Here is a 21,337-nt window from a genome sequence, read left to right as displayed (position 1 = left end):
GGGGTACCTATGCGTCGTCTTCTTCCTCAACTTCGGGGGCGATGCGTGGCAGGCGCAGCACGAAGCAAGTGCCCATGCCGGGGCTGCTGAGCAACTGGATGCTGCCGCCCAGCAAGCTGATCACGATGTTGTAAACGATGTACAACCCCAGGCCGCTGCCTCCCTGTCCCATACGTGTGGTGAAGAATGGGTCGAACACGCGCGCGTGTTTGTCCACCGGGATACCTACACCGTTGTCGGAGATCATCAACAGGATTTCGTCGACGCCAACCATGGAGGCGGAAATCAGGATGTGGCCGGCATCTCCCGGTGCGAAAGCGTGGACCGTGGCGTTGGTCACCAAGTTGGTGATCACCTGATCCAGTGGCCCGGGATAACTGTCCAACTCGATACCCGGCGGGATGTCGATGCTGATCGTGTGTTGCTGTTTGCGCAGGCTGGGGGATAGCGTGGCGACGACCTCGCTCACCGTCTGTGCCAGATCGAACCCTCGTCGTTGGGCGCTGGTTTGATCTACGGCGACCTGTTTGAAGTTGGCCACCAGGTCGACGGCCCGGTGCGCGTTGCGTTCGATCAACTCACAGCCTTCCCGGCTGAGTTGGATGAACTCAGTGAGGTCGGATTTGCGCAGGTTGCCGGAGTCGATGCGCTGTTCGATCTCGCGGACCTGATCGTGGAGCGAAGTCGCGGCTACCAGTGCATTGCCCAGTGGCGTATTCAGTTCATGCGCCACACCGGCCACCAGATTGCCCAGGGAAGCAAGCTTCTCCCTCTGCACCAGCTGTTCCATCGCCTGAGATAGCTGTTGATTGGAGTGCTCCAGCGCCTGTGTGCGTTCGATCACGCGCTGTTCCAACGTGAGATTGAACTCGCGAATCTTCGCTTCCGAGGCCTTCTGGGCGGAGACGTCCTTGGCCGTGCCGCGATACCCGCGGAAATCTCCATTCTCCGACCAGACTGGATCGCCGCTGGCCAGCAGGTAGAGATAAGTGCCGGACTCCAACTGCAGCGCAAACTCGAAATCACGGAAAGCTTCGTGGGATTCGACCTGCTGCCTGTGAAGGGCCCATTCATCTTCATATTCGACCACGCGGGGGTTTTCCCAGGGCCGCACACCCAGTTTTAGTACGTTGCTGGTCAACAACTCTCCCGCGCGCTGACCCGAGAAAGCGGTGTACTGCAGCATCGAGTTTTGTTCCCAGAAAAAGTCGCTGGACATGTCGGACAGCGCCCGGAAACGCCCTTCGCTGTCGCGCAACGCACGTTCGGCAAGATTGCGCTGCAATGCGCTGAGCCGGAACTCGCGCAGGCTGCCGGCAAGCTGTCCCAGTTCGTTGTTGCCGACATCCGGGACCGGATGCTGGAAATCACCTGCCGAATAGGCTTCCACTGTGTGCAGCAATTGCGTCAGCGGTGTACTGATGGAGCGGAAGATGAGTGTGCCAAGGCCGAACGCGACGGCAATTACCAGCAGGCTGAGTGTTACCGCGACACCGTTTACCAGTCCTTGATGCAGGGCGTAGCGTGCGCGCAGCGCCTGCTCGCCAGCGGTATAGCGCCCATCGAGCAGACTGGCACCTTGAGCGATATGCTGAAGGGCCGCCTGAATGCGGTCCTGCATGATCTGATCGCGTGTGGCGTAGGCCCGCTGCAGATTGCCAAGGCCGCTGATCATCGTTTGGATCTGCCGCTGCAGATCCCGTAGCTGGCGTCTTTCCGTTTCGTTGAGCGCTTTTCCTTCCAGTGCCGTGATCGTCTGGGTGAGGTGTTCCAGTGCGGAACGCGTCGCATGGCTCACCGTCATTTCGTGCTTGGTGTAATACGTGTTCATCTTCAGCAGGGTTTCGATGAACGCGGCGTGGATCCTGGCAGAAGCCTCGGCGTGTGCCGGCTCCGCCGCCGAGGTTTCTCGCAGCAGTTTTTCGAGCAAGGCGGCAGCGGTCTGCGAGGGCAGGATGAGTTCCTGGTGGTAGTGTTCGTCAATGCGCTGGTTGATCTGCCTGAGGGCCAGATAGCCCTGGCTGAAATCGTCCAGCGATTTGCGTAGCAGATCGAGTGCTTCCTTATTGCCCCGTGCGGCGCGATTGAGAGCCTGGAATTCGCTGAGCAGCTTTTCCGTTGAACCGTCTATGCGTTCGTCCAGCGAGTCATCCGGCGCATGCAGATTGTCCTGGATGGTGAGCTGAAGGCGTGCCGTTTCCGTATTGAAATGCTGTAGCTGGCGCTGTTGGGCGTTGAGTGCATCAGGCGCCTCGAAATATCCGTCCTTGATCGAGCCAGCGAGCAGACTCAGCGCCAGCAGCATGCACAGACCCGCAGCGCTGAGCAGGGCCAGCAGCCGCAGACGCTGCTGGATGGAGGTGGCATCCAGCCAGTGCTGCAATCGTGTGAATGATTCCATCAGGCGCATGATGTTGGTGTTATCGGCGCACAAGGGCTGGTGGCAACCCATGGATGACCTCGTGGTCTCCATGCTCTGACCTTCCTGTCAGGGTGGAAGTATAGGCATGCATGCTCGGTGAATGTAAGACACGTCTTCGGCGTCTGTCCGTCACACGCGAATGTTCCCTTGTGTCCTCGCGGCGGGTTTGAGCCGCCCCCACAGGCTGCGGTATCATTCGTTTTTCCCGCACAAGTATTTCCATGACCAAGTACGTATTCGTCACGGGCGGTGTCGTGTCCTCGCTGGGCAAAGGCATCGCGGCGGCCTCACTCGGGGCGATCCTGGAGTCGCGCGGCATCCGCGTCACCCACCTCAAGCTTGATCCCTACATCAACGTCGATCCGGGCACCATGAGCCCTTTCCAGCACGGCGAGGTCTTCGTGACTGAAGACGGTGCGGAGACCGATCTGGATCTTGGTCACTATGAGCGCTTCACCAGCGCCAAGATGACCAAGCGCAACAATTTCACCACAGGGCAGATCTACGACACGGTGATCCGCAAGGAGCGCCGTGGTGAGTATCTGGGCAAGACCGTGCAGGTCATCCCTCACATCACCGACGAGATCAAGGCTTCGGTCAAACGTGGCGCCGAAGGCGCTGATGTAGCCATCGTCGAGGTCGGCGGTACGGTGGGTGACATCGAATCACTGCCCTTCCTGGAGGCCATCCGCCAGATGGGCATCGAGGAGGGCCGCAACAACACCTGCTTCATGCACCTGACGCTATTGCCCTGGGTGGCCACTGCAGGCGAATTGAAGACCAAGCCCACGCAGCACTCGGTGAAGGAGCTGCGCGAGATCGGCATCCAGCCTGATGTACTGCTGTGCCGCTGTGATCGCGAGATTCCCACCGAGGAGCGTCGCAAGATCGCGTTGTTCTGTAACGTGATGCCGGAAGCCGTCATCGAAGTGCAGGATGCCGATTCCATCTACAAGATTCCCGGCATGCTGCACGGTCAGATGCTGGATGAGATCGTCTGCCACAAGCTTTCGATCCTGGCGAAAGCTGCCGATCTGTCCATCTGGGAAAAGCTGGTCCATTCGCTGGAGCATCCCAAGCGGGAAGTGGATATCGCCTTCGTCGGCAAATACGTGGATCTCACCGAATCCTACAAATCGCTGATCGAGGCGCTCAAGCATGCGGGGCTGCATACGGAAAGCAAAGTGAATCTGCACTACCTGGACTCCGAGGAGATCGAGAAGAATGGTATTTCCGTGCTCAAGGGCATGGACGCGATTCTGGTGCCTGGGGGCTTCGGCAAACGTGGTACCGAAGGCAAGATCGCAGCGATCCGCTATGCGCGTGAAAGCAAGGTGCCCTATCTGGGGATCTGCCTGGGCATGCAGCTGGCGACCATCGAGTTCGCCCGCCATGTGGCTGGCCTGGATGGCGCCAACAGCACCGAGTTCGAGCCCGAGGGCCCGCACCCCGTGGTGGCGCTGATCACCGAATGGCTGGACCGCGAGGGCCGTATCGAGAAACGCTCGGAAAGTTCCGATCTCGGGGGCACCATGCGTCTGGGAGCGCAGACCTGTCCGATCAAGGAAGGAACGTTGGCTGCCAGCGTCTATGGCGCCAAGGTGACCGAGCGCCATCGCCATCGCTATGAGGTCAACAACATTTACGTCCCGAAGCTCGAAGCCGCTGGGCTGATCATTTCCGCGCGTACGCCGACCGAGAATCTGCCTGAAATCATGGAACTGCCCAAGGAAACCCATCCGTGGTTCATGGGCGTGCAGTTCCACCCCGAATTCACTTCCAATCCGCGCACGGGGCATCCATTGTTCACTGCGTATGTGAGAGCCGCTATCGCACAGCGTGAGGGCAAGCAATGAAACTCTGTGGTTTCGAAACCGGGCTGGACAAACCATTTTTCCTGATCGCTGGCCCCTGTGCGATCGAGTCGCGCGAGTTGGTGCTGGAGACGGCTGCCGAGCTCAAGGCGATCACCGGTGAGTTGGGGATCCCTTTCATCTACAAGTCGAGCTTCGACAAGGCCAATCGTTCCTCTGGCAAGAGTTTTCGTGGCCCAGGCATGGAAGAGGGATTGAAGATCCTTGCCGAGGTGCGCGAGAAGATCGGCGTCCCCGTGCTTACCGACATACATGATGAAAGCCAGATCGAAGCCGTCGCGGCCGTTGTCGATGTACTGCAGACTCCCGCTTTCCTGTGCCGTCAGACCGATTTCATCGAGGCTGTGGCGCGTTGTGGCAAACCGGTGAACATCAAGAAGGGGCAGTTCCTGGCGCCAGGCGACATGAAGAACGTCGTCGACAAGGCGAAGGCGGCCAGTGGCGGCGCGGACAATATCCTCGTCTGCGAGCGTGGCGCTTCCTTCGGCTACAACAATCTCGTCTCCGACATGCGCTCACTGGCGATCATGCGCAATACCGGTTGCCCGGTGGTATTCGATGCCACTCATTCGGTACAGCTTCCAGGCGGGCAGGGTGACAGAAGCGGTGGCCAGCGCGAGCATGTGCCTGTGCTGGCGCGTGCTGCCGTGGCTGTGGGGATCGCCGGGCTGTTCATGGAGACGCATCCGAATCCTCCCTGTGCGCTTTCGGATGGTCCCAATGCCTGGCCGTTGCCGCGCATGCGTGAGCTGCTGGTCACCTTGAAGACCATCGATGCGGCCGTGAAACAGGCTGGTTTCATCGAGACCACGCTTTGAAATGTCTGGCGGAGCCGGCATGCATTCCGCCGTGATCCGGGATGCGTGATCGGCAACGTGGCGGCCTTCGCCTGTCTTTTGCTTGTAGTTTGTCGCTCGCTGCGTCAAAGTCCGTCGCCTTTCTGTGTCCGGTCAACCCGCCGCAATATTGATTGCGTAGAATTGCGCGGTTTTGGCGGCTGCCGTACTCCCCCGTGCGGGGCAGCAAGCCTGGTGCAGGCCGGAACTCACTGAATAAATTGTTCAAAAGGGAATACACATGAGTGCAATCGTCGACGTTATCGCCCGTGAAATTCTCGACTCCCGTGGCAACCCCACCGTGGAAGTCGATGTGCTGCTGGAATCGGGTGTTATGGGCCGTGCTGCCGTGCCGTCGGGCGCGTCCACCGGTTCGCGTGAAGCCATCGAACTGCGCGATGGCGACAAGTCCCGCTATCTCGGCAAGGGCGTGCTGAAGGCCGTCGAAAACGTCAATACCGAGATCTGTGAAGCCCTGATCGGTCTGGATGCCGAAGAGCAGGCTTACATCGACAAGGTCATGCTGGACCTGGATGGCACCGACAACAAGAGCCGTCTGGGTGCCAATGCCCTGCTGGCTGTGTCCATGGCCGTGGCCAAGGCTGCTGCGGAAGAAGCCGGCCTGCCGCTGTACCGTTATTTCGGTGGTTCGGCCCAAATGATCCTGCCGGTGCCGATGATGAACATCATCAACGGTGGTGCGCACGCCAACAACAGCCTGGACTTCCAGGAATGCATGATCCTGCCGGTGGGTTCCAAGACCTTCCGTGAGGCACTGCGTTGTGGCGCCGAGATCTTCCACAACCTGAAGAAGATCCTCGACAAGAAGGGCTATCCCACCACCGTCGGCGACGAAGGTGGCTTTGCTCCGAACGTTGCCGGCGCTGAAGAAGCGCTGACCCTGATCGTCGAAGCCATCGGTGCTGCCGGTTACAAGGCTGGTGAAGATGTGCTGATCGGTCTGGACTGCGCTGCTTCCGAATATTTCAAGGATGGCAAGTATGTGATGGAAGGCGAGGGCAAGACCCTGACCGCCGCGGAAAACGTCAAGTTCCTGGCCGATCTGGTCGAGAAGTTCCCGATCATCACCATCGAAGACGGCATGGCCGAGCAAGACTGGGATGGCTGGAAGCTGCTGACCGATGCACTGGGCAAGAAGGTGCAATTGGTGGGCGACGATCTGTTCGTGACCAACACCAAGATCTTGGCCGAAGGTATCGAGAAGGGCATCTGCAACTCCATCCTGATCAAGGTGAACCAGATCGGTACCCTGACCGAAACCTTCGCCGCTGTCGAAATGGCCAAGCGCGCCGGTTACACCGCCGTGATTTCGCACCGTTCCGGCGAAACTGAAGACAGCACCATTGCCGACATCGCAGTGGGCCTGTCCGCTGGTCAGATCAAGACCGGTTCGCTGTCGCGCTCCGACCGCGTCACCAAGTACAACCAGATCCTGCGTATCGAGGAAGATCTGGGCGACGTCGCTGTTTACCCGGGCCGCTCTGCCTTCTACAACCTGCGTCTGAAGTAATCCGCAGGGCGTTTCACGGCTACAATCAAGGGCGCACCACGGTGCGCCCTTTTTTCGTCTGTTGCTGCCCCATGCGCTGGCCTGCCCTGATCTTCCTTGCCATGTTGATCGCTTTGCAATATCCGCTGTGGATCGGCAAGGGAAGCGTGCGCGAGGTGCAGGAGGCCGAAGCCCGGCTCGAAGCTATCCGCGAAGCCAATCAGACCCAGGAACGGCGGAACGCCGACCTCGCTGCCGAGGTCAAGGATCTGAAGTCCGGTTACGAGGCGATGGAAGAGCGCGCCCGTTACGAACTCAATCTCGTCAAACCCGGCGAGGTCTTCGTGCAGTTGCCCGAGGAACACGGCTCCCGTTGAAATCCGGCGGGAGCGATGACGATGGTGGAGCGATGGAATAATCCTCGCTCTGCCGAACGAGGAGGGATGCCATGTCCACCAAAGCCAGCGTCGCGGCCCTGACCCGCAGGATAGAGGCCCGTAGCGAGCAAACCCGTGCCGGTTATCTGGCCTCCATCGAAGCCGCCATTCCGGGTTCGCCCTACCGCGGTCAGCTTGGTTGTACCAATCTCGCCCATGGCTTCGCTGCAAGCCCTGCCGAGGACAAGTTGAGCATCATGGCTGTCCGTGCCCCCAATCTGGGCATTGTCACCGCCTACAACGACATGCTCTCCGCCCATCAACCCTACGGCGCCTATCCTGATCTCATCAAGGCGGCTGCGCGTCAACATGGCGCCACGGCCCAGGTGGCTGGCGGTGTGCCGGCGATGTGCGACGGCATCACTCAGGGCCAGCCGGGCATGGATCTGTCCCTGTTCTCGCGTGACGTGATCGCCATGAGCACGGCTGTCGCGTTGTCGCACAACATGTTCGATGCCGGGCTTTGTCTGGGCATTTGCGACAAGATCGTGCCTGGCCTGCTGATGGGCGCGCTGCGTTTCGGTCATCTGCCCTTCGTCTTCGTGCCGGCCGGGCCGATGCCCACGGGTATCTCCAATGATCAGAAGGCCAAGGTGCGCCAGCGTTTTGCCGCCGGAGAGGTCGGTCAGGATGCCTTGCTGGAGAGCGAGGCCCGCTCCTACCACGCCCCCGGCACCTGTACCTTCTATGGCACGGCCAACAGCAACCAGATGCTGATGGAGATGATGGGGCTGCATTTGCCAGGCGCCTCTTTCGTGCCGCCGGGTACTGCACTGCGGGAGGCGCTGACGCAGGAGGCCGTGCGCCGCGGACTGGATCTGATTGCCGGCCGGCCAGGTTTCATGCCCCTGGGCCGCATGCTGGACGCACGCAGTTTCGTGAACGCCATCGTTGGCTTGCTGGCCACGGGAGGCTCCACGAACCATACCCTGCATCTGGTCGCAATGGCACGCATGGCGGGCTTCATCATCGACTGGAGCGATTTCGAGGCCTTGTCGCACGAAGTGCCGCTGCTGGCACGGGTGTATCCGAATGGCGCCGCCGACGTTAACCAGTTCCACGCCGCGGGGGGTATGGCTTGGGTCATACGTGAGCTGCTGGGGGCGGGGCTGCTGCATGACGATGTTCACACCATCATCGGTCAAGGGCTGGATGCCTACACACGTGCGCCCGAGCTGCAGGATGGCGGGCTGATATGGCGGGAAATATCCACCGTCAGTGGCGACACCAGCGTGTTGTCCAGCGCCGCCCAGCCATTCAGTCCGGATGGCGGCCTGCGTCTGCTGACCGGAAATCTCGGCCGAGCCGTGATCAAAGTGTCGGCCGTGAAGCCGGAGCACCGTCTGGTCCGTGCACCCGCCGTGGTCTTCGACAGCCAGGATGCGTTTCTGGCCGAGGTCAAGGCGGGCCGGTTGGAGCGGGATTTCATTGCCGTATTGCGTTTCCAGGGGCCGCAGGCGATCGGCATGCCGGAGCTGCACAAGCTCACCCCGGCTTTGGCCAATCTTCAGGACAAAGGTTTCAAGGTCGCGCTGGTGACCGATGGTCGCATGTCGGGCGCCTCGGGTAAGGTGCCCGCAGCCATTCACGTGACACCCGAAGCCTTGAGTGGAGGACCGCTCGCCCGCGTGCAGGAGGGCGACATCCTGCTGCTGGATGCGGATCGTGGCGTGCTGCAACTGGAGGTGGAGAAAGCCGTGTTCGCTGCCCGTGTGCCCGCGCTTTTTGCTGGTGGCCATCAGCAGGGACTGGGCCGCGAATTGTTCGGCATGATGCGGCGTAATGCCAGCGGTGCCGAGCTGGGGGCGACGGTTTTCACGGATGTCTGATGCAGAGCGCCGCAAAGCGGCCCGCCTGCTGGCACTCGACCCCGCCAACAGCGTGGCGGTCGAGGCTTGCGCCGGCAGTGGCAAAACCTGGCTGCTGACTGCCCGTCTGCTGCGTCTACTGCTGGCCGGTGTGCGGCCGGGTGAAATCCTCGCCATCACCTACACGCGCAAGGCTGCGCGCGAGATCGAGGCTCGCCTGCGCTCGCTGCTGGCGGAGCTTGCCGGGGTGCCCCGCGAGCAGGCCTTGAGCATGCTCGTGGAGCGTGGGCTGACGCCGCTTGAGGCCGAACAGCAACTGCCTCGCGCGCGCAGTCTTTTCGAGACTGTGCTGCGTGCCGAACCGGCAGCCACCATTACCACCTTCCACGGCTGGTTCGCCCGTCTGTTGAGCGGAGCACCGCTTGAAAGCGGGCTCGCCGGCCGTAATCTGGAGGAGGCGGGTCGTCGTTTGTTCGACGAAGCCTGGGATGCGCTTGCCGAGGATTGCGCGCGCGATCCGCAAGGCGCTTTGGCGAGCGCTCTGCTGGATCTTTATCAGCAGGCCGGAGCCAGCAATACCCGTGCCCTGCTGCGCGCTTTTTGCGAGCGGCGTGCGGAATGGGAACTCTGGTGCAAGCAATTTGCCGATCTCGATGCCGCCGTCGGGGCTTTGTCCGAAGCGCTGGGGGCTGGTTGTGATCCCTTGCAGCCCCTCCACGGGGCGGAAAGGCTGGCTGAACTGGAGGAGTTTGCCCGTCTGCTCGGGCAGAACACTGTGAGTGACCAGGCTCAGGGCAACGAACTGGCACAGGCCGTACTGGATGCGCGCCAGCAGGGAATAGGTGAGGACTGGCTGCGGCGGATCGCATCGGTCTTTCTGACCGCGCAGCAGGCACCGCGCGCGCGCAAACCTTCCGCCGCCCAGGCCAAGCGCCTGGGGGACGGCGGCGAGAATCGTCTGCTAGCGCTGCATTCTGCGTGGAGTACACGTCTGATCGATTGCCTGGGGGCGCTGCAGGATTGCCGCAATGCGCGTTTCAATGCCCAGGCATTGCGTCTGGGGGATGTTCTGCTGGCACGTCTGGATGCGCTAAAGCGTGCCCAGCGAGTGATGGACTTTGCCGATCTGGAGGCAGAGATCGACCAGTTGCTGGCCCAGGAAGGTTCGGCCGCCTGGTTACAGGCAAGACTGGACGCACGCTACCGCCACATCCTGCTCGACGAATTTCAGGATACCAACCCCTTGCAATGGCGCATCCTGCGAGGCTGGCTGGATGCTTACCAGGATGCCGGCATGAGTCCGCCCGGTATTTTCCTGGTGGGGGATCCGAAGCAATCTATCTACCGTTTCCGGCGTGCGGAACCCCGTCTGTTCACCGCGGCAGCCGGGCATTTCGAGCAGACTTTCGGTGCGGTACGAATCAGCAATGCGCACACTTTCCGTAATGCGCAGGGCATTGTCGATCTGATGAATGCTGTGTTCGAGGGTGTCCCTGGATTCGAGCGGCAGACTGCGGAGCGCGTGGACTGGCCTTCGCGTGTGGAGCTGCTGCCCCTGGTGGCTGCGCAGGAGGACGCGGCGGAGGTTGCGATTGAAGGCATGCGCCAACCCCTGACCGAGCCGCGTCATGATCCGGAGGATCTGCGGCGTGCCGAAGAGGCCGCACAGCTCGCCAGCCGTATCCGGCAGATGGTCGGATGCTGGCGGATACGTGACGCAAAGGGGGATCGCCCCGCACGCTTCAGCGACATCCTCATCCTCACCCGACGCAAGACGCAACTGAGCATCTACGAGGGGGCATTGCGGGCGGCCGGCATTCCCTTCGTCAGCCCGGGGCAGGGCGGGCTGCTCGATACGCTGGAGGCCCAGGATCTGCTTGCCGTGCTGCGTTTCCTGGCCGATCCGGGCAACGCGCTTGCCTTGGCACATGCCCTGCGTTCACCAGCTTTTGCCGTGACGGATGAGGATCTGCTGGCGCTCTCCGCCGCCGGGCGCGATTGGTGGCCCGCCTTGCGCAGCCTGGCCGCCGCAGGTACGAATCCGAGGCTGGTGCGGGCCGGGGCACTGCTCGAAGCCTGGCTGGAGGTTTCGGCGCATCTGCCGGCGCACGATCTCATCGATCGGATCTTTCACGAGTCAGACTGGTTCGCGCGGACCCGCGCGGTATTGCCCGCCGTGCTCTGGCCGGGCGTGCAGGCCAACCTGGAGGCGCTGCTGGCCTTGGCGCTGGACGTCGACGGCGGTCGTTACCCCAGCCTGACACGTCTGGTCGATAAGCTTTCGCGTCTGTCGCAGGCAGAGGATGAAGCACCGGATGAGGGGCTGATCGCAGCCGGCACGGAAGCAGCGGGCGGGCGGGTGCGCGTCATGACCATCCACGCCGCCAAGGGGCTGGAGGCGCCCATCGTCTGGCTGATCGATGCCCATGCGCCTGCGCGCCGGGCCGATGGCTACACGGTCCTGCTCGACTGGCCCGCCGGGCAGGGCTTGCCCGGGCATTTCTCGGTGCTCGGGCGCAGCTCGGAGATCGGGCCGCTACGGGGACCGTTGCTGGAGGCGGAAGCGAAAGCCGCCGAGCGCGAGGAGCTGAATCTCCTTTATGTGGCGATCAGCCGTGCCGAACAGGTTTTCATTGCCAGCGGCATCGCACCTGCGCGTGCAACGGGTGCGACGACACACTGGTCACGCCTGGCGGCCGGTTTGGAGCGGCTCGATGTGGCTGCCGGTATTCAGGGTGGTTTGCCTGAACAGGAACGCGCGGCAGCGGATGCCGTGCCCGTTCCGTCAATCCTGGAGAAGCGATCGAGTGTGCCGCGTATCGGCAGCCTGCGTGGGGGATCACCGGTCTCTGCCGAATCGAACGCCGGGATAGACTTCGGCGCTGCTATGCATGCCTGGCTGGAAGCACACCATGCCGGCTGGCCCTTGCCCGAAGTGGCAGCGGAAGTCCGCCAGACTGCCGAAAAACTGCTTGCCCGGCCCACGTTGCAGCGCTTCTTCGATCCTGGTAGCCATCTGCGTGCCGGAAATGAGACGGCATTGCTGGATGCCAAGGGACAGCTCCGGCGCATCGATCGCTGGGTCGAGTTCGATGATGCCGTCTGGGTGCTGGACTACAAGAGCGGGCAGATGGGAGATGCTTCCCTGATGCAGGCCTATCGTGAGCAGCTTGCCGATTATGTGGCGGCGATGCGTGCAGTTTTTCCGCACAAGCCACTCAAGGCCATGCTGATCTTCACGGACGGTGGTGAATGTCCGGTGGAATGAGTCTGTGTTTCTGAAGGGGCGTGTTTGTGAGTTTTTGTGGCGCATATGAGCCCCTTTTACCTAATGGTTTTTAAAAACAGCCTTGCATTCATGGGTTTGCCCTCGAATCCTGGCGGCATGCGGGTTTTTCCTGCAGGGGTTTGTATCTTTTCAAGGGCTTGAGCAGGCCACTGCCATGTGCTTGAATGCCAATGCGTTTCTCACTTCTGTTTGGCAAGACCTCGTGAACTCCGTCTCCTGCTTCGTGCTCCGTTCTGCTGTTGCCGCTTCTGTGGCAGCCGTAGTCGTACGCGTAGTAGTAGGCGTAGGCGGCAACGCGCCGTAACGGGGACGATCCAGGCTCAAGGATTCAACCCCCGCCGGCGCGAGCTGGCGGGGGCTTTTTTTGCTCCCTCTGGCCTGCTGGCACCCACCAGGAGATCGATCATGCAATTGACCGGGGCGGAGTTGCTCGTGCAACTTCTGGAGCAACAGGGCATCACCACGGTCGCCGGGATTCCCGGCGGCCCGATTCTGCCTTTCTATCATGCGCTGGCAGCCAGCAAGCGCATCCGCCACGTGCTGGCGCGTCACGAACAGGGGGGCGGATTCATCGCCCAGGGGATGGCTCGCGTCAGTGGCCGCGCGGCAGTCTGTCTGGCATCCAGCGGGCCGGGTGCGACCAACCTGCTCACCGCCGTGGCTGATGCCAAGCTCGATTCGATTCCGCTGGTATGCATCACGGCCCAGGTGCCCAGCGCCATGATCGGCACCGATGCGTTCCAGGAAGTCGATACCTACGGGATCTCGATCCCCGTCACCAAGCACAACTGGCTGGTGCGCGACGTGCGAGATCTGCTGGAAATCATCCCGGCAGCTTTCCGCATCGCTGAGTCTGGTCGCCCGGGGCCCGTGTGGGTAGACATTCCGAAGGATGTGCTGACCGCCGGCATCGAGATTGCCCAGTTGCCTCTGCCCAGTATGCGGACGCCTGCTCCGCAGGTCGACGACGAGCAACTGGCGCGGGCTGCGGCATTGATCAACGCCGCGCGTACGCCGGTGCTCTATCTGGGCGGTGGCGTGATCGCCGGCGATGCGGCCGGGGCCGCCACCGCCTTTGCCGAGCAGGCCGGTTTGCCGACGACGATGACCCTGATGGGGCTGGGGGCCATGCCGGTGGATCATCCGTTATCGCTGGGCATGTTGGGCATGCATGGCGCCCGTTATACCAATTACGCGCTGGCAGAAGCCGATCTGCTGATCGTGCTGGGAGCGCGTTTCGATGATCGGGCAATTGGCAAGGCGGCGGAATTCTGTCCGGACGCAGCCGTGATTCATATCGATATCGACGCAGCCGAGCTGGGGAAGATCCGCCGTCCAGACGTCGCCATCCAGGGAGATGTGGCTACCGTGCTGGCCTGTCTGGCGCCCCGGGTGCAAGCCAATCCACGCGCACGCTGGCTGGAGCGGATCCGTGAGCTCAAGCAGCAGCATCCGCTGGCCTTGCCGGGGAGCGAGGATGTGCGCAGCCACTATGGCCTGATCCGGGCCGTGGCCGGCCTGCTCGACGAGGGGGCGATCATCGCCACCGATGTCGGCCAGCACCAGATGTGGGTGGCACAGGCCTACCCATTCCGCCGCGCACGCCAGTTGCTGACCTCCGGAGGGCTCGGCACCATGGGTTTTGGTCTGCCAGCGGCCATCGGTGCCGCGCTGGCCGAGCCCGGGCGGACCGTGGTCTGCTTCTCGGGGGATGGCAGTCTGAAAATGAACATCCAGGAACTGGATACCGCCGTGGAAGAAGGTGTGAACATCAAGGTGGTGCTGATGAACAACCAATCCCTGGGCCTGGTGCATCAGCAGCAGGATCTGTTCTACGGCCAGCGCATTTTTGCGGCCGACTATCGCCGGCCGACGGATTTCGTGCGCATTGCCGAGGGGTTCGGCATGCAGGTCTTCGATCTTGATGCCGCCGCTGATCCGCGTGCATGCCTGGCACAGGCCATGGCCACGCGCGGCCCTTGTCTGATCCATTGCTCGATAGACGTCAACCAGAAGGTGTTTCCCATGGTGCCCCCGGGCGCTGCGAACACCGAGATGATCGGAGGCTGAGATGCGGATGGAAAACGACGACCTGAAACCCGGGAAAGTGGTGCTTGAGCTGACGGTGGCCAACCATCCTGGAGTGATGTCTCATGTCTGCGGCCTTTTCGCGCGGCGCGCCTTCAACGTGGAAGGCATCCTGTGCATGCCCACCGGTGATGGCGACGAGAGCCGCATCTGGCTGCTGGTGCTGGACGATTCACGTCTGCCCCAGATGGTTGCGCAACTCGAGAAGCTGGAGGATGTGCGCAGCGTGGGGCGCCACGGTGCGGATCGCCCGGTGTTCGAGCGTTTGCAGGCGTTCTTCGAGTAAAGCGCAGTGGTGGGAACCGGAGCGCTACGTTTGATGGCGCTCTATTTCCTGCTGTCGTCCGACTTTGCTGCCCGAGCACTTTGCAGTTTTGCCTGCCGTGTGCGTGCGTTGCCCTTGTCTTCGTCGCCGTAGACTCGCGCATCGCAGATTTTTTTGAACGGCTGAGCCGCCCATCGTTGCAACGGAACTGCATGCCCTCACAGTGTGAGATTCCTCCGGCGCCACGATCACAGGGGCGACGGCCGTTGGCCCCAGCAGAGCCGGTCATGAGCAGGATGGTGAGTGCCAATACGGCGCCTGCAGCCAATGGCATGGGGCTGTTTTTGAAGATGGAAAAACGCCGGATGCGCATGCGCTGCAGGCTAAAGCAGAGGAGATGGGCCGTTGCCCGCACGCAGCAGCACGATCAGGGCACCGGCACCGCCATCCACCAGTCTGGCCTGGCAATAGGCCATCACGTCGGCGTAGTTCATCAGCCAGCCTGCCACCAGGCGCTTCAATATCGGTTCGCGGCCCGGCGAGCCACGCCCCTTGCCGTGGATTACGCGCACGCAACGGATGCCTTTCTTGCGCCACTGGCCCATGCAGGCAGCCAACAGCTCACGGGCTTCGTCACGGTTGCAGCCGTGCAGATCCACGGCATCCTGCACCACCCAGCGCCCTCGGCGCAGATCGCGCAGCGTATTGCGCGCCACGCCATTGGCGAGATAGCGAAGTTCGTCGCCACCTTCCAGGTGCAGGTCCAGCGATGTGGGAGCGTAGATCGATTCGGCCAGTGCTGCCTGTTCGTCACGCTGATGCTGTAGCGGAACCGGGCGCGGCTTTGGAGTCTTCATCGCTACCCGGGTCTGGCGAATGGGTTGTACGCCCTGCAGGGCCTGGCCGAGCAATCGGGCTTCTTCCGGGATCTGCGTGTGCGCCGATTCGGTCAGCCAACTCGCCGGGACCCAGTCCTCTTCGCGTGTTCTTGCAGGGGCTTCCGGTTCTGCAATCCGTGGTCGGGTCACGGGTTGCGGACGTGGCTGTTCGATCCGTGCGCGATCACTGGCGGGCAACGCCTGAGCGCCTGCTACCGCGGCACGAAAGAGTTCACTGCCATCTTCCGGCAAGGCTGCATCAGCAGCCGGCCGGGGGGCAGGCTGCTGATGCAGCTTTTGCCGGAGTTCGGCAAGTGGCAGGCGATGCTTGCGCATGATGGATCGTGCGCGACGGGAAGCTTCAGAGCGCGGTCAGGTAGCGTTCGGCATCCAGCGCAGCCATGCAGCCCGTGGCAGCCGATGTGATGGCCTGGCGATAGGCATGGTCAGCCACGTCGCCTGCCGCGAACACGCCGGGAATGTTGGTCTGCGTGGCGTTGCCGTCCTGCCCGCTCTTCACCTTCAGATAGCCGGCCTCGTTCATGTCCAGCTGGCCCTTGAAGATACCGGTATTCGGCACGTGACCGATGGCCACGAAAACGCCTTGCAGGGCGAGTTCGCGCGTGGCGCCGGACTTCACGTTCTTGACGCGGACGCCGGTTACGCCTGAATTGTCGCCAAGGACCTCGTCCAGCGTGGAGTCCAGCTCGAGGGCGATCCGGCCTTCCTTCACGCGCTCCATGAGCTTGTCGATCATGATCGCTTCGGCGCGGAACTTGTCACGACGATGGACCAGGGTCACCTTGCTGGCTATGTTTGCAAGGTAGAGCGCTTCTTCCACCGCGGTATTGCCGCCACCGATCACGGCGACTTCCTGCTCCCGGTAGAAGAAGCCATCGCAGGTCGCGCAGGCTGATACACCTCTGCCCTGGAAGCTTTCTTCGGAAGGCAGACCGAGGTACTTGGCGGTGGCGCCAGTGGCAATGATCAGAGCGTCGCAGGTGTAGCTGCCGCTGTCGCCTTCAAGCAGGAAGAAGCGCTGGGTGAGCCTGGTGGTGTGGATCTGGTCGAAAATGATCTCGGTGTTGAAGCGGCGGGCGTGCTGCTCGAAACGAGCCATCAGATCCGGCCCTTGCACCCCGTCTGCGTCGGCGGGCCAGTTATCGACTTCGGTGGTGGTCATGAGTTGTCCGCCCTGGGCCAGACCGGTGATGAGCACTGGCTTGAGGTTGGCCCGCGCGGCATACACGGCTGCGGTATAGCCGGCAGGACCGGAACCGAGGATGATCAAGGCGTGATGTTGGGGCGTGCTCATGACGATGCTCCTGATGAGGTGAATCTGAAAGCTTGAAAGTATAACCGGGTAGTCAGATGCTGCCGCCTATGCCATCGATAGCCTGATGGTCTTGCGTCGGGAAGGTTTCTCCTGCGGCACCGCTCCCATATACTGTCAGCGCAGATCCGGCAGCATGCTGCTGAATGACAGTGGCGTCCTGCGGACATGGCGATCAAGAAATCGGCCAGGGGGAGATGTTATGGCAATCAGACAGACGGTTTCAGCAACGGCTTTACGTACCCTGCCGCTGTTTCAGGGGCTGGAATTGGATCGCCTTGAAGCAGTGGCGCAACTGGCCACGATGCGACGTGTTTCGCGGGGCACGGTGGTCATGCGCGCCGGCGAGGCGCCCGACAATGTCTATTTCGTGCTCAATGGCAGCCTCAAGGTGATGGTCAGTAATGTCGAGGGGCGCGAGGTGATCCTCACCATCATCGGGCAGGGCGATCTGTTCGGCGAGATGAGCGGGCTGGATGCCGAACCGCGCTCGGCCACCGTGGCTGCGATTGCAGCTTCCGATCTGGTGGTTTTCTCGCAACAGGATTTTCGTCAGTTGCTGGCCAACAATTTCGACATCTGCCTGCGCGTGATGAGCAATCTCGCGGGTCGTCTGCGCGAGGCCGACCGCAAGATCGAGAGTCTGGCGCTGATGGACGTGTATGGCCGGGTAGCAAGGCTGCTGCTGGAGCTAGCCGAGGATGTCGGCGGCGAGCGGGTGGTGCGCAAGCGCATCACCAAGCAGGACATTGCCAAGATGATCGGCGCCTCGCGCGAGATGGTTTCGCGTGTGATGAAGGATCTGCAGCTGCGCGGTCTGGTGCGCGAGCGCCATTATGGACTGGTGCTGCAGGATGGCCGACAAGAGGAATCCGCGGCCTGACGCCATGCCGGGACGGGGTTGCTGGCGCGCTATAATCGAGAGCATTTTTTTCCTGCCCTTACGCGTGCTGCTCAAACCCTTCTCTCTCTTGTTCAGATCCTCTGCCCGTTCCGTTTCTCAGCCTTTGCCGGAGAAGATCTCTGCCTTGTTGCGCGAGGTCATCTGGTTGTTGCTGGGCGCGGCTGGGGCCTATCTGGCCATGGTCCTGTATGGCTACGACAAGGCTGATCCGGGGTGGTCGCATGCTGTCGAAACGGGGCAGGTTCTCAATCCCGGTGGCCGTTTCGGGGCATGGGTGGCTGATGTTCTGCTGCAGCTTTTCGGCATTTCCGCCTGGTGGCTGGTACTGCTGATGCTGTGGGGGCTGTTCGTCGGCGGACGCCGTTTTCGCGATGATCTTGATTCCGATCAGCGCTCGCTGCTGATCGTCCTGCTGGGCTTCGGCATTGTGCTGATGACCAGTTGTGGCCTGGAGGCGATCCGCTTCCATTCGAGCCAGGTCATGCTGCCTGGCGTTCCTGGCGGGTTGGTGGGTTTCGAGTTCGGCAGTTTCGCTGTGCGCTATTTGGGCTTTACCGGCGGCACCCTACTGTTGATCGCGGCCTGGGCTGGCGGCCTTTCCCTGTTCGGTGGTTTTTCCTGGCTCAATGTGATCGAACGCATCGGTCATGGCCTTGAGCGCTTATGGGCTTTGGTGTTGCGTGCGCGGCAAGCCTGGCAGGATCGGCAGGCGGGCAAGGAAGTGGCCGTCAAGCGTGAAGAGAAGGTCAAGCGCGAGCGCAAGAAGCGTGAGGATGCGCCCCCAGTGGCCATTCACATCGAGCCGGTGCTCAAGCCTGAGCCGCTGCGCATCGTCGAATCGCGTTCCGACAAGGAGCGCCAGCAACCACTCTTCGCCGAGTTGGCTGCTGGTGGCGGATTGCCTGCACTGGGGTTGCTGGATCCGCCCAGTACCGATGTCGAGCCGCCTTCGGTCGAATCCCTCGAATACACCTCTCGCCTGATCGAACGTAAGCTGGCCGATTTCGGTGTCGAGGTGAAGGTGCTGGCCGCCTATCCCGGCCCCGTGATCACGCGCTACGAGATCGAGCCCGCAGTCGGCGTGAAGGGCGCGCAGATCATGAATCTGGTCAAGGATCTGGCGCGTGCGTTGTCGGTGATCAGCATCCGTGTGGTGGAGACTATTCCTGGCAAGACCTGCATGGGGCTCGAAATACCGAATCCGAAGCGGCAGACCGTGCGGCTCTCCGAGATCATCGGCTCCAAAACCTATCACGACACCACGTCGCCGCTCACCGTGGCGTTGGGTAAGGATATCGGTGGCAACCCCGTGGTGGCCGATCTGGCGAAGATGCCGCATTTGCTGGTGGCAGGTACGACCGGCTCGGGCAAATCGGTGGGCATCAATGCGATGATCCTGTCGCTGCTCTACAAGGCAGGGGCTGACAAAGTCCGTCTAATTCTGATCGACCCGAAGATGCTGGAGCTTTCCGTATATGAAGGCATCCCGCACCTGCTCGCTCCCGTGGTGACCGACATGAAGCATGCAGCCCACGCGCTCAACTGGTGCGTGGGGGAGATGGAGCGCCGCTACAAGCTGATGTCGGCGCTGGGCGTGCGCAATCTGGCCGGTTACAACAAGCAGATCGCCGATGGGCTGAAGTCCGGCTCGCCGATCAAGAATCCTTTCTCCCTCACCCCCGAGAACCCGGAGCCGCTGGATCCGCTGCCAATGATCGTGGTAGTGATCGATGAGCTGGCCGACCTGATGATGGTGGTCGGCAAGAAGATCGAGGAGCTGATCGCTCGCCTGGCGCAGAAGGCGCGTGCAGCAGGGGTTCATCTGGTGCTGGCCACCCAGCGCCCCTCGGTCGACGTGATCACGGGGCTGATCAAGGCCAACATTCCGACGCGCATGGCTTTCCAGGTGTCGAGCAAGATCGATTCGCGCACCATCCTCGACCAGATGGGGGCAGAGTCTTTGCTGGGCATGGGAGACATGCTCTATCTCGCGCCCGGCACGGGCATGCCTAACCGTGTCCACGGCGCCTTCGTCGATGACAAGGAAGTACACAAGGTCGTCGAATTCCTCAAGATCACCGGCCAGCCCGATTACGTGGAAGGCATCCTCACCGGTGCCAGCGAAGAGGGCGGTGGTGAATTCGGCGGCGACCTCTTCGGCGAGGGCGGCAGCGGGGGCGAGAGTGACGAACTTTACGACAAGGCCGTTGCCGTAGTGCTGCAGACGCGCCGCCCCTCCATTTCGCTGGTGCAGCGGCATCTGCGGATCGGCTACAACCGTGCGGCCCGCCTCATCGAGCAGATGGAGCAGGCCGGGCTGGTCTCAGCCGCCAATGCCACGGGGGCCCGCGAAGTGCTGGCGCCGGCGCGCGAATCCTGATTCTTACTATCCTGCATTCATGAAAAAAATTCTTCCCGCGCTGTTGTGCCTGCTCGCACCGGCCCTTGCTTCCGCTGCCGCCCTCGACCAGCTCAAGCACTTCCTCGAACAGACCAAGACCGCGCGCGCGAGTTTTTCGCAGCAGGTGATCACCAAGACCGGCCGTCCGGGCCAGCAGGCCAGCGGCAGCATGAGTTTCCTGCGTCCCGGTAAATTCCGCTGGGAATACACCAAGCCCTACAACCAGCTGATCGTTGGGGACGGCAGCAAGCTGTGGAGTTACGACAAGGATCTCGAGCAGGTGGTGATCAAGCCAATGGGCGACACACTGGGCGCCACGCCGGCCGCGCTGCTCGCGGGCAGCAACGATCTGCAGAAGAACTTCACGCTGCGGGAAGATGGGACCGCGAACGGGCTGGAATGGCTGGAGGCCACGCCGCGCACCAGTGAGGCCGGTTTCGAGCGGGTACGCATCGGCCTCAAGGACAACCTGCCGCAGGCCATGGAAGTGCGTGACAACTTCGGCCAGACCACGATGCTGAGTTTCACCGGCTTCGAGCGCAATCCGCCGTTGCCGGCTGATCAGTTCCGTTTTACCCCGCCACCGGGTGTCGACGTGGTCGGTGAGTGAAGCTTCTCTAGGCGCAGATGTGATGCGGCCAGGGCCGCATCGCCTGTCTCCACGAAGGGCAGTATTCCCAGGCAGGGCGCTGGCAACAGTGTCTGCAAGGTCGCCAGGTTTTCCTCTAGGCGCATCATGCGCGGGCTCAGCGTGTTGCCTATCCAGCCTGCCAGCGGCAGCCCCCGCGCGGTGATGGCTTCCGCTGTCAGCAGCGCATGATTGATGCACCCCAGACGCAAACCGACCACCAGGATTATCGGTAGCCTGAGGCTCTGCGCCAGGTCGGCGCTGTCAAAGTTTTCCCCAAGCGGCACCCGGAACCCGCCGACGCCCTCTACCACGATACGTTCGGCGTGTGGCTGCAAGGCGGAAAACCCCGTGAGGATTTCCGCCTGCTCAATGCTGCGTCCTTCTTCCCGTGCGGCGATGTGCGGTGCGACGGCTGCCTGAAGACAGATCGGGTTGATTTCGGCCAGCGTGAAGCCGGGGCTGCCGGCCTGCTGAAGCCGACGGGCGTCTTCGTTGCTCCAGCGCTCCTCCAGCCATTCGGCGCCTGCTGCCACCGGTTTGTAGCCCACTGCGCGATATCCCTGGCTACGCCAGGCGTGGAGCAGGGCGCAGCTGGCGAAAGTCTTGCCGATCTCGGTATCCGTGCCTGTGAGGAAAAAGGCTTGCTGCATGTTGTGTGTCC

15 protein-coding genes are annotated in these 21,337 nt (G+C 61.9%); 11 read left to right on the top strand and 4 right to left on the bottom strand.

Annotation, left to right across the window (positions count from 1 at the left end; genetic code table 11):
• Positions 1-7: 7 nt before the first annotated feature.
• Positions 8-2,473 carry an ATP-binding protein gene (locus tag BGI27_RS06795; protein ID WP_095524138.1) on the bottom strand — a complete coding sequence of 822 codons (2,466 nt, stop codon included), beginning with the start codon at positions 2,471-2,473 and terminating at the stop codon, positions 8-10.
• A gap of 170 nt (positions 2,474-2,643) precedes the next feature.
• On the opposite strand from BGI27_RS06795, the gene BGI27_RS06790 reads away from it, so the two are divergent.
• From BGI27_RS06790 to ilvN, 8 genes are all read left to right on the top strand, one after another.
• The gene (locus tag BGI27_RS06790) at positions 2,644-4,278 is read left to right on the top strand and encodes a CTP synthase (protein WP_095524137.1); all 1,635 of its coding nucleotides are present in this window, start codon (positions 2,644-2,646) and stop codon (positions 4,276-4,278) included.
• Complete coding sequence (kdsA, locus tag BGI27_RS06785) at positions 4,275-5,114, top strand: 3-deoxy-8-phosphooctulonate synthase (RefSeq protein ID WP_095524136.1); 840 nt, start codon at positions 4,275-4,277, stop codon at positions 5,112-5,114. The genes BGI27_RS06790 and kdsA overlap by 4 nt, the downstream gene beginning before the upstream one ends.
• A gap of 259 nt (positions 5,115-5,373) precedes the next feature.
• Complete coding sequence (eno, locus tag BGI27_RS06780; RefSeq protein WP_095524135.1) at positions 5,374-6,663, top strand: phosphopyruvate hydratase; 1,290 nt, start codon at positions 5,374-5,376, stop codon at positions 6,661-6,663.
• 71 nt (positions 6,664-6,734) lie between these two features.
• A complete protein-coding gene (gene ftsB / locus BGI27_RS06775) occupies positions 6,735-7,019 on the top strand; it encodes a cell division protein FtsB (protein ID WP_095524134.1) in 285 nt (94 codons plus the stop codon).
• A gap of 71 nt (positions 7,020-7,090) precedes the next feature.
• Positions 7,091-8,908 (top strand): phosphogluconate dehydratase, encoded by a 1,818-nt coding sequence (edd, locus tag BGI27_RS06770; RefSeq protein ID WP_095524133.1) that lies wholly within the window; start codon positions 7,091-7,093, stop codon positions 8,906-8,908.
• Positions 8,901-12,155 carry a UvrD-helicase domain-containing protein gene (locus BGI27_RS06765; protein WP_170942979.1) on the top strand — a complete coding sequence of 1,085 codons (3,255 nt, stop codon included), beginning with the start codon at positions 8,901-8,903 and terminating at the stop codon, positions 12,153-12,155. The genes edd and BGI27_RS06765 overlap by 8 nt, the downstream gene beginning before the upstream one ends.
• Positions 12,156-12,581: 426 nt before the next feature.
• On the top strand, positions 12,582-14,246 hold the full coding sequence (gene ilvB / locus BGI27_RS06760; RefSeq protein WP_095524131.1) for an acetolactate synthase large subunit: 1,665 nt from the start codon (positions 12,582-12,584) through the stop codon (positions 14,244-14,246).
• Between the two features lie 7 nt (positions 14,247-14,253).
• Entirely contained in the window at positions 14,254-14,550 is a 297-nt protein-coding gene (ilvN, locus tag BGI27_RS06755; RefSeq protein ID WP_095524157.1) for an acetolactate synthase small subunit, read from the top strand.
• A gap of 362 nt (positions 14,551-14,912) precedes the next feature.
• Here the strand turns inward: ilvN and BGI27_RS06750 are convergent, their stop codons facing one another.
• On the bottom strand, positions 14,913-15,743 hold the full coding sequence (locus BGI27_RS06750; protein WP_095524130.1) for a Smr/MutS family protein: 831 nt from the start codon (positions 15,741-15,743) through the stop codon (positions 14,913-14,915).
• Positions 15,744-15,768: 25 nt separating this feature from the next.
• Positions 15,769-16,722, bottom strand: a complete 954-nt coding sequence (gene trxB, locus BGI27_RS06745) for a thioredoxin-disulfide reductase (protein ID WP_095524129.1) — start codon at positions 16,720-16,722, stop codon at positions 15,769-15,771.
• A gap of 220 nt (positions 16,723-16,942) precedes the next feature.
• Here trxB and BGI27_RS06740 point away from each other — a divergent pair, with 220 nt between their 5' ends.
• The 3 genes from BGI27_RS06740 (at position 16,943) to lolA (ending at position 20,655) form a co-directional block, all read left to right on the top strand.
• Positions 16,943-17,623 (top strand): Crp/Fnr family transcriptional regulator, encoded by a 681-nt coding sequence (locus BGI27_RS06740; protein WP_095524128.1) that lies wholly within the window; start codon positions 16,943-16,945, stop codon positions 17,621-17,623.
• Between the two features lie 145 nt (positions 17,624-17,768).
• Positions 17,769-20,024: a DNA translocase FtsK gene (locus BGI27_RS06735; protein WP_223871647.1), complete on the top strand. Its 2,256-nt coding sequence runs from the start codon at positions 17,769-17,771 to the stop codon at positions 20,022-20,024.
• A 19-nt stretch (positions 20,025-20,043) separates the two neighbouring features.
• Positions 20,044-20,655, top strand: coding sequence for an outer membrane lipoprotein chaperone LolA (lolA, locus tag BGI27_RS06730; RefSeq protein WP_095524156.1), 612 nt, complete (start codon positions 20,044-20,046; stop codon positions 20,653-20,655).
• Here lolA and bioD read toward each other — a convergent pair.
• Positions 20,607-21,326 carry a dethiobiotin synthase gene (gene bioD / locus BGI27_RS06725; protein ID WP_095524126.1) on the bottom strand — a complete coding sequence of 240 codons (720 nt, stop codon included), beginning with the start codon at positions 21,324-21,326 and terminating at the stop codon, positions 20,607-20,609. The two genes, lolA and bioD, sit on opposite strands and share 49 nt — an antisense overlap.
• Positions 21,327-21,337 lie beyond the last annotated feature (11 nt).

Source organism: Candidatus Dactylopiibacterium carminicum (assembly GCF_014736495.1).
Classification (GTDB): domain Bacteria; phylum Pseudomonadota; class Gammaproteobacteria; order Burkholderiales; family Rhodocyclaceae; genus Uliginosibacterium; species Uliginosibacterium carminicum.
This window is presented reverse-complemented; position numbering and strand designations above follow the sequence as displayed.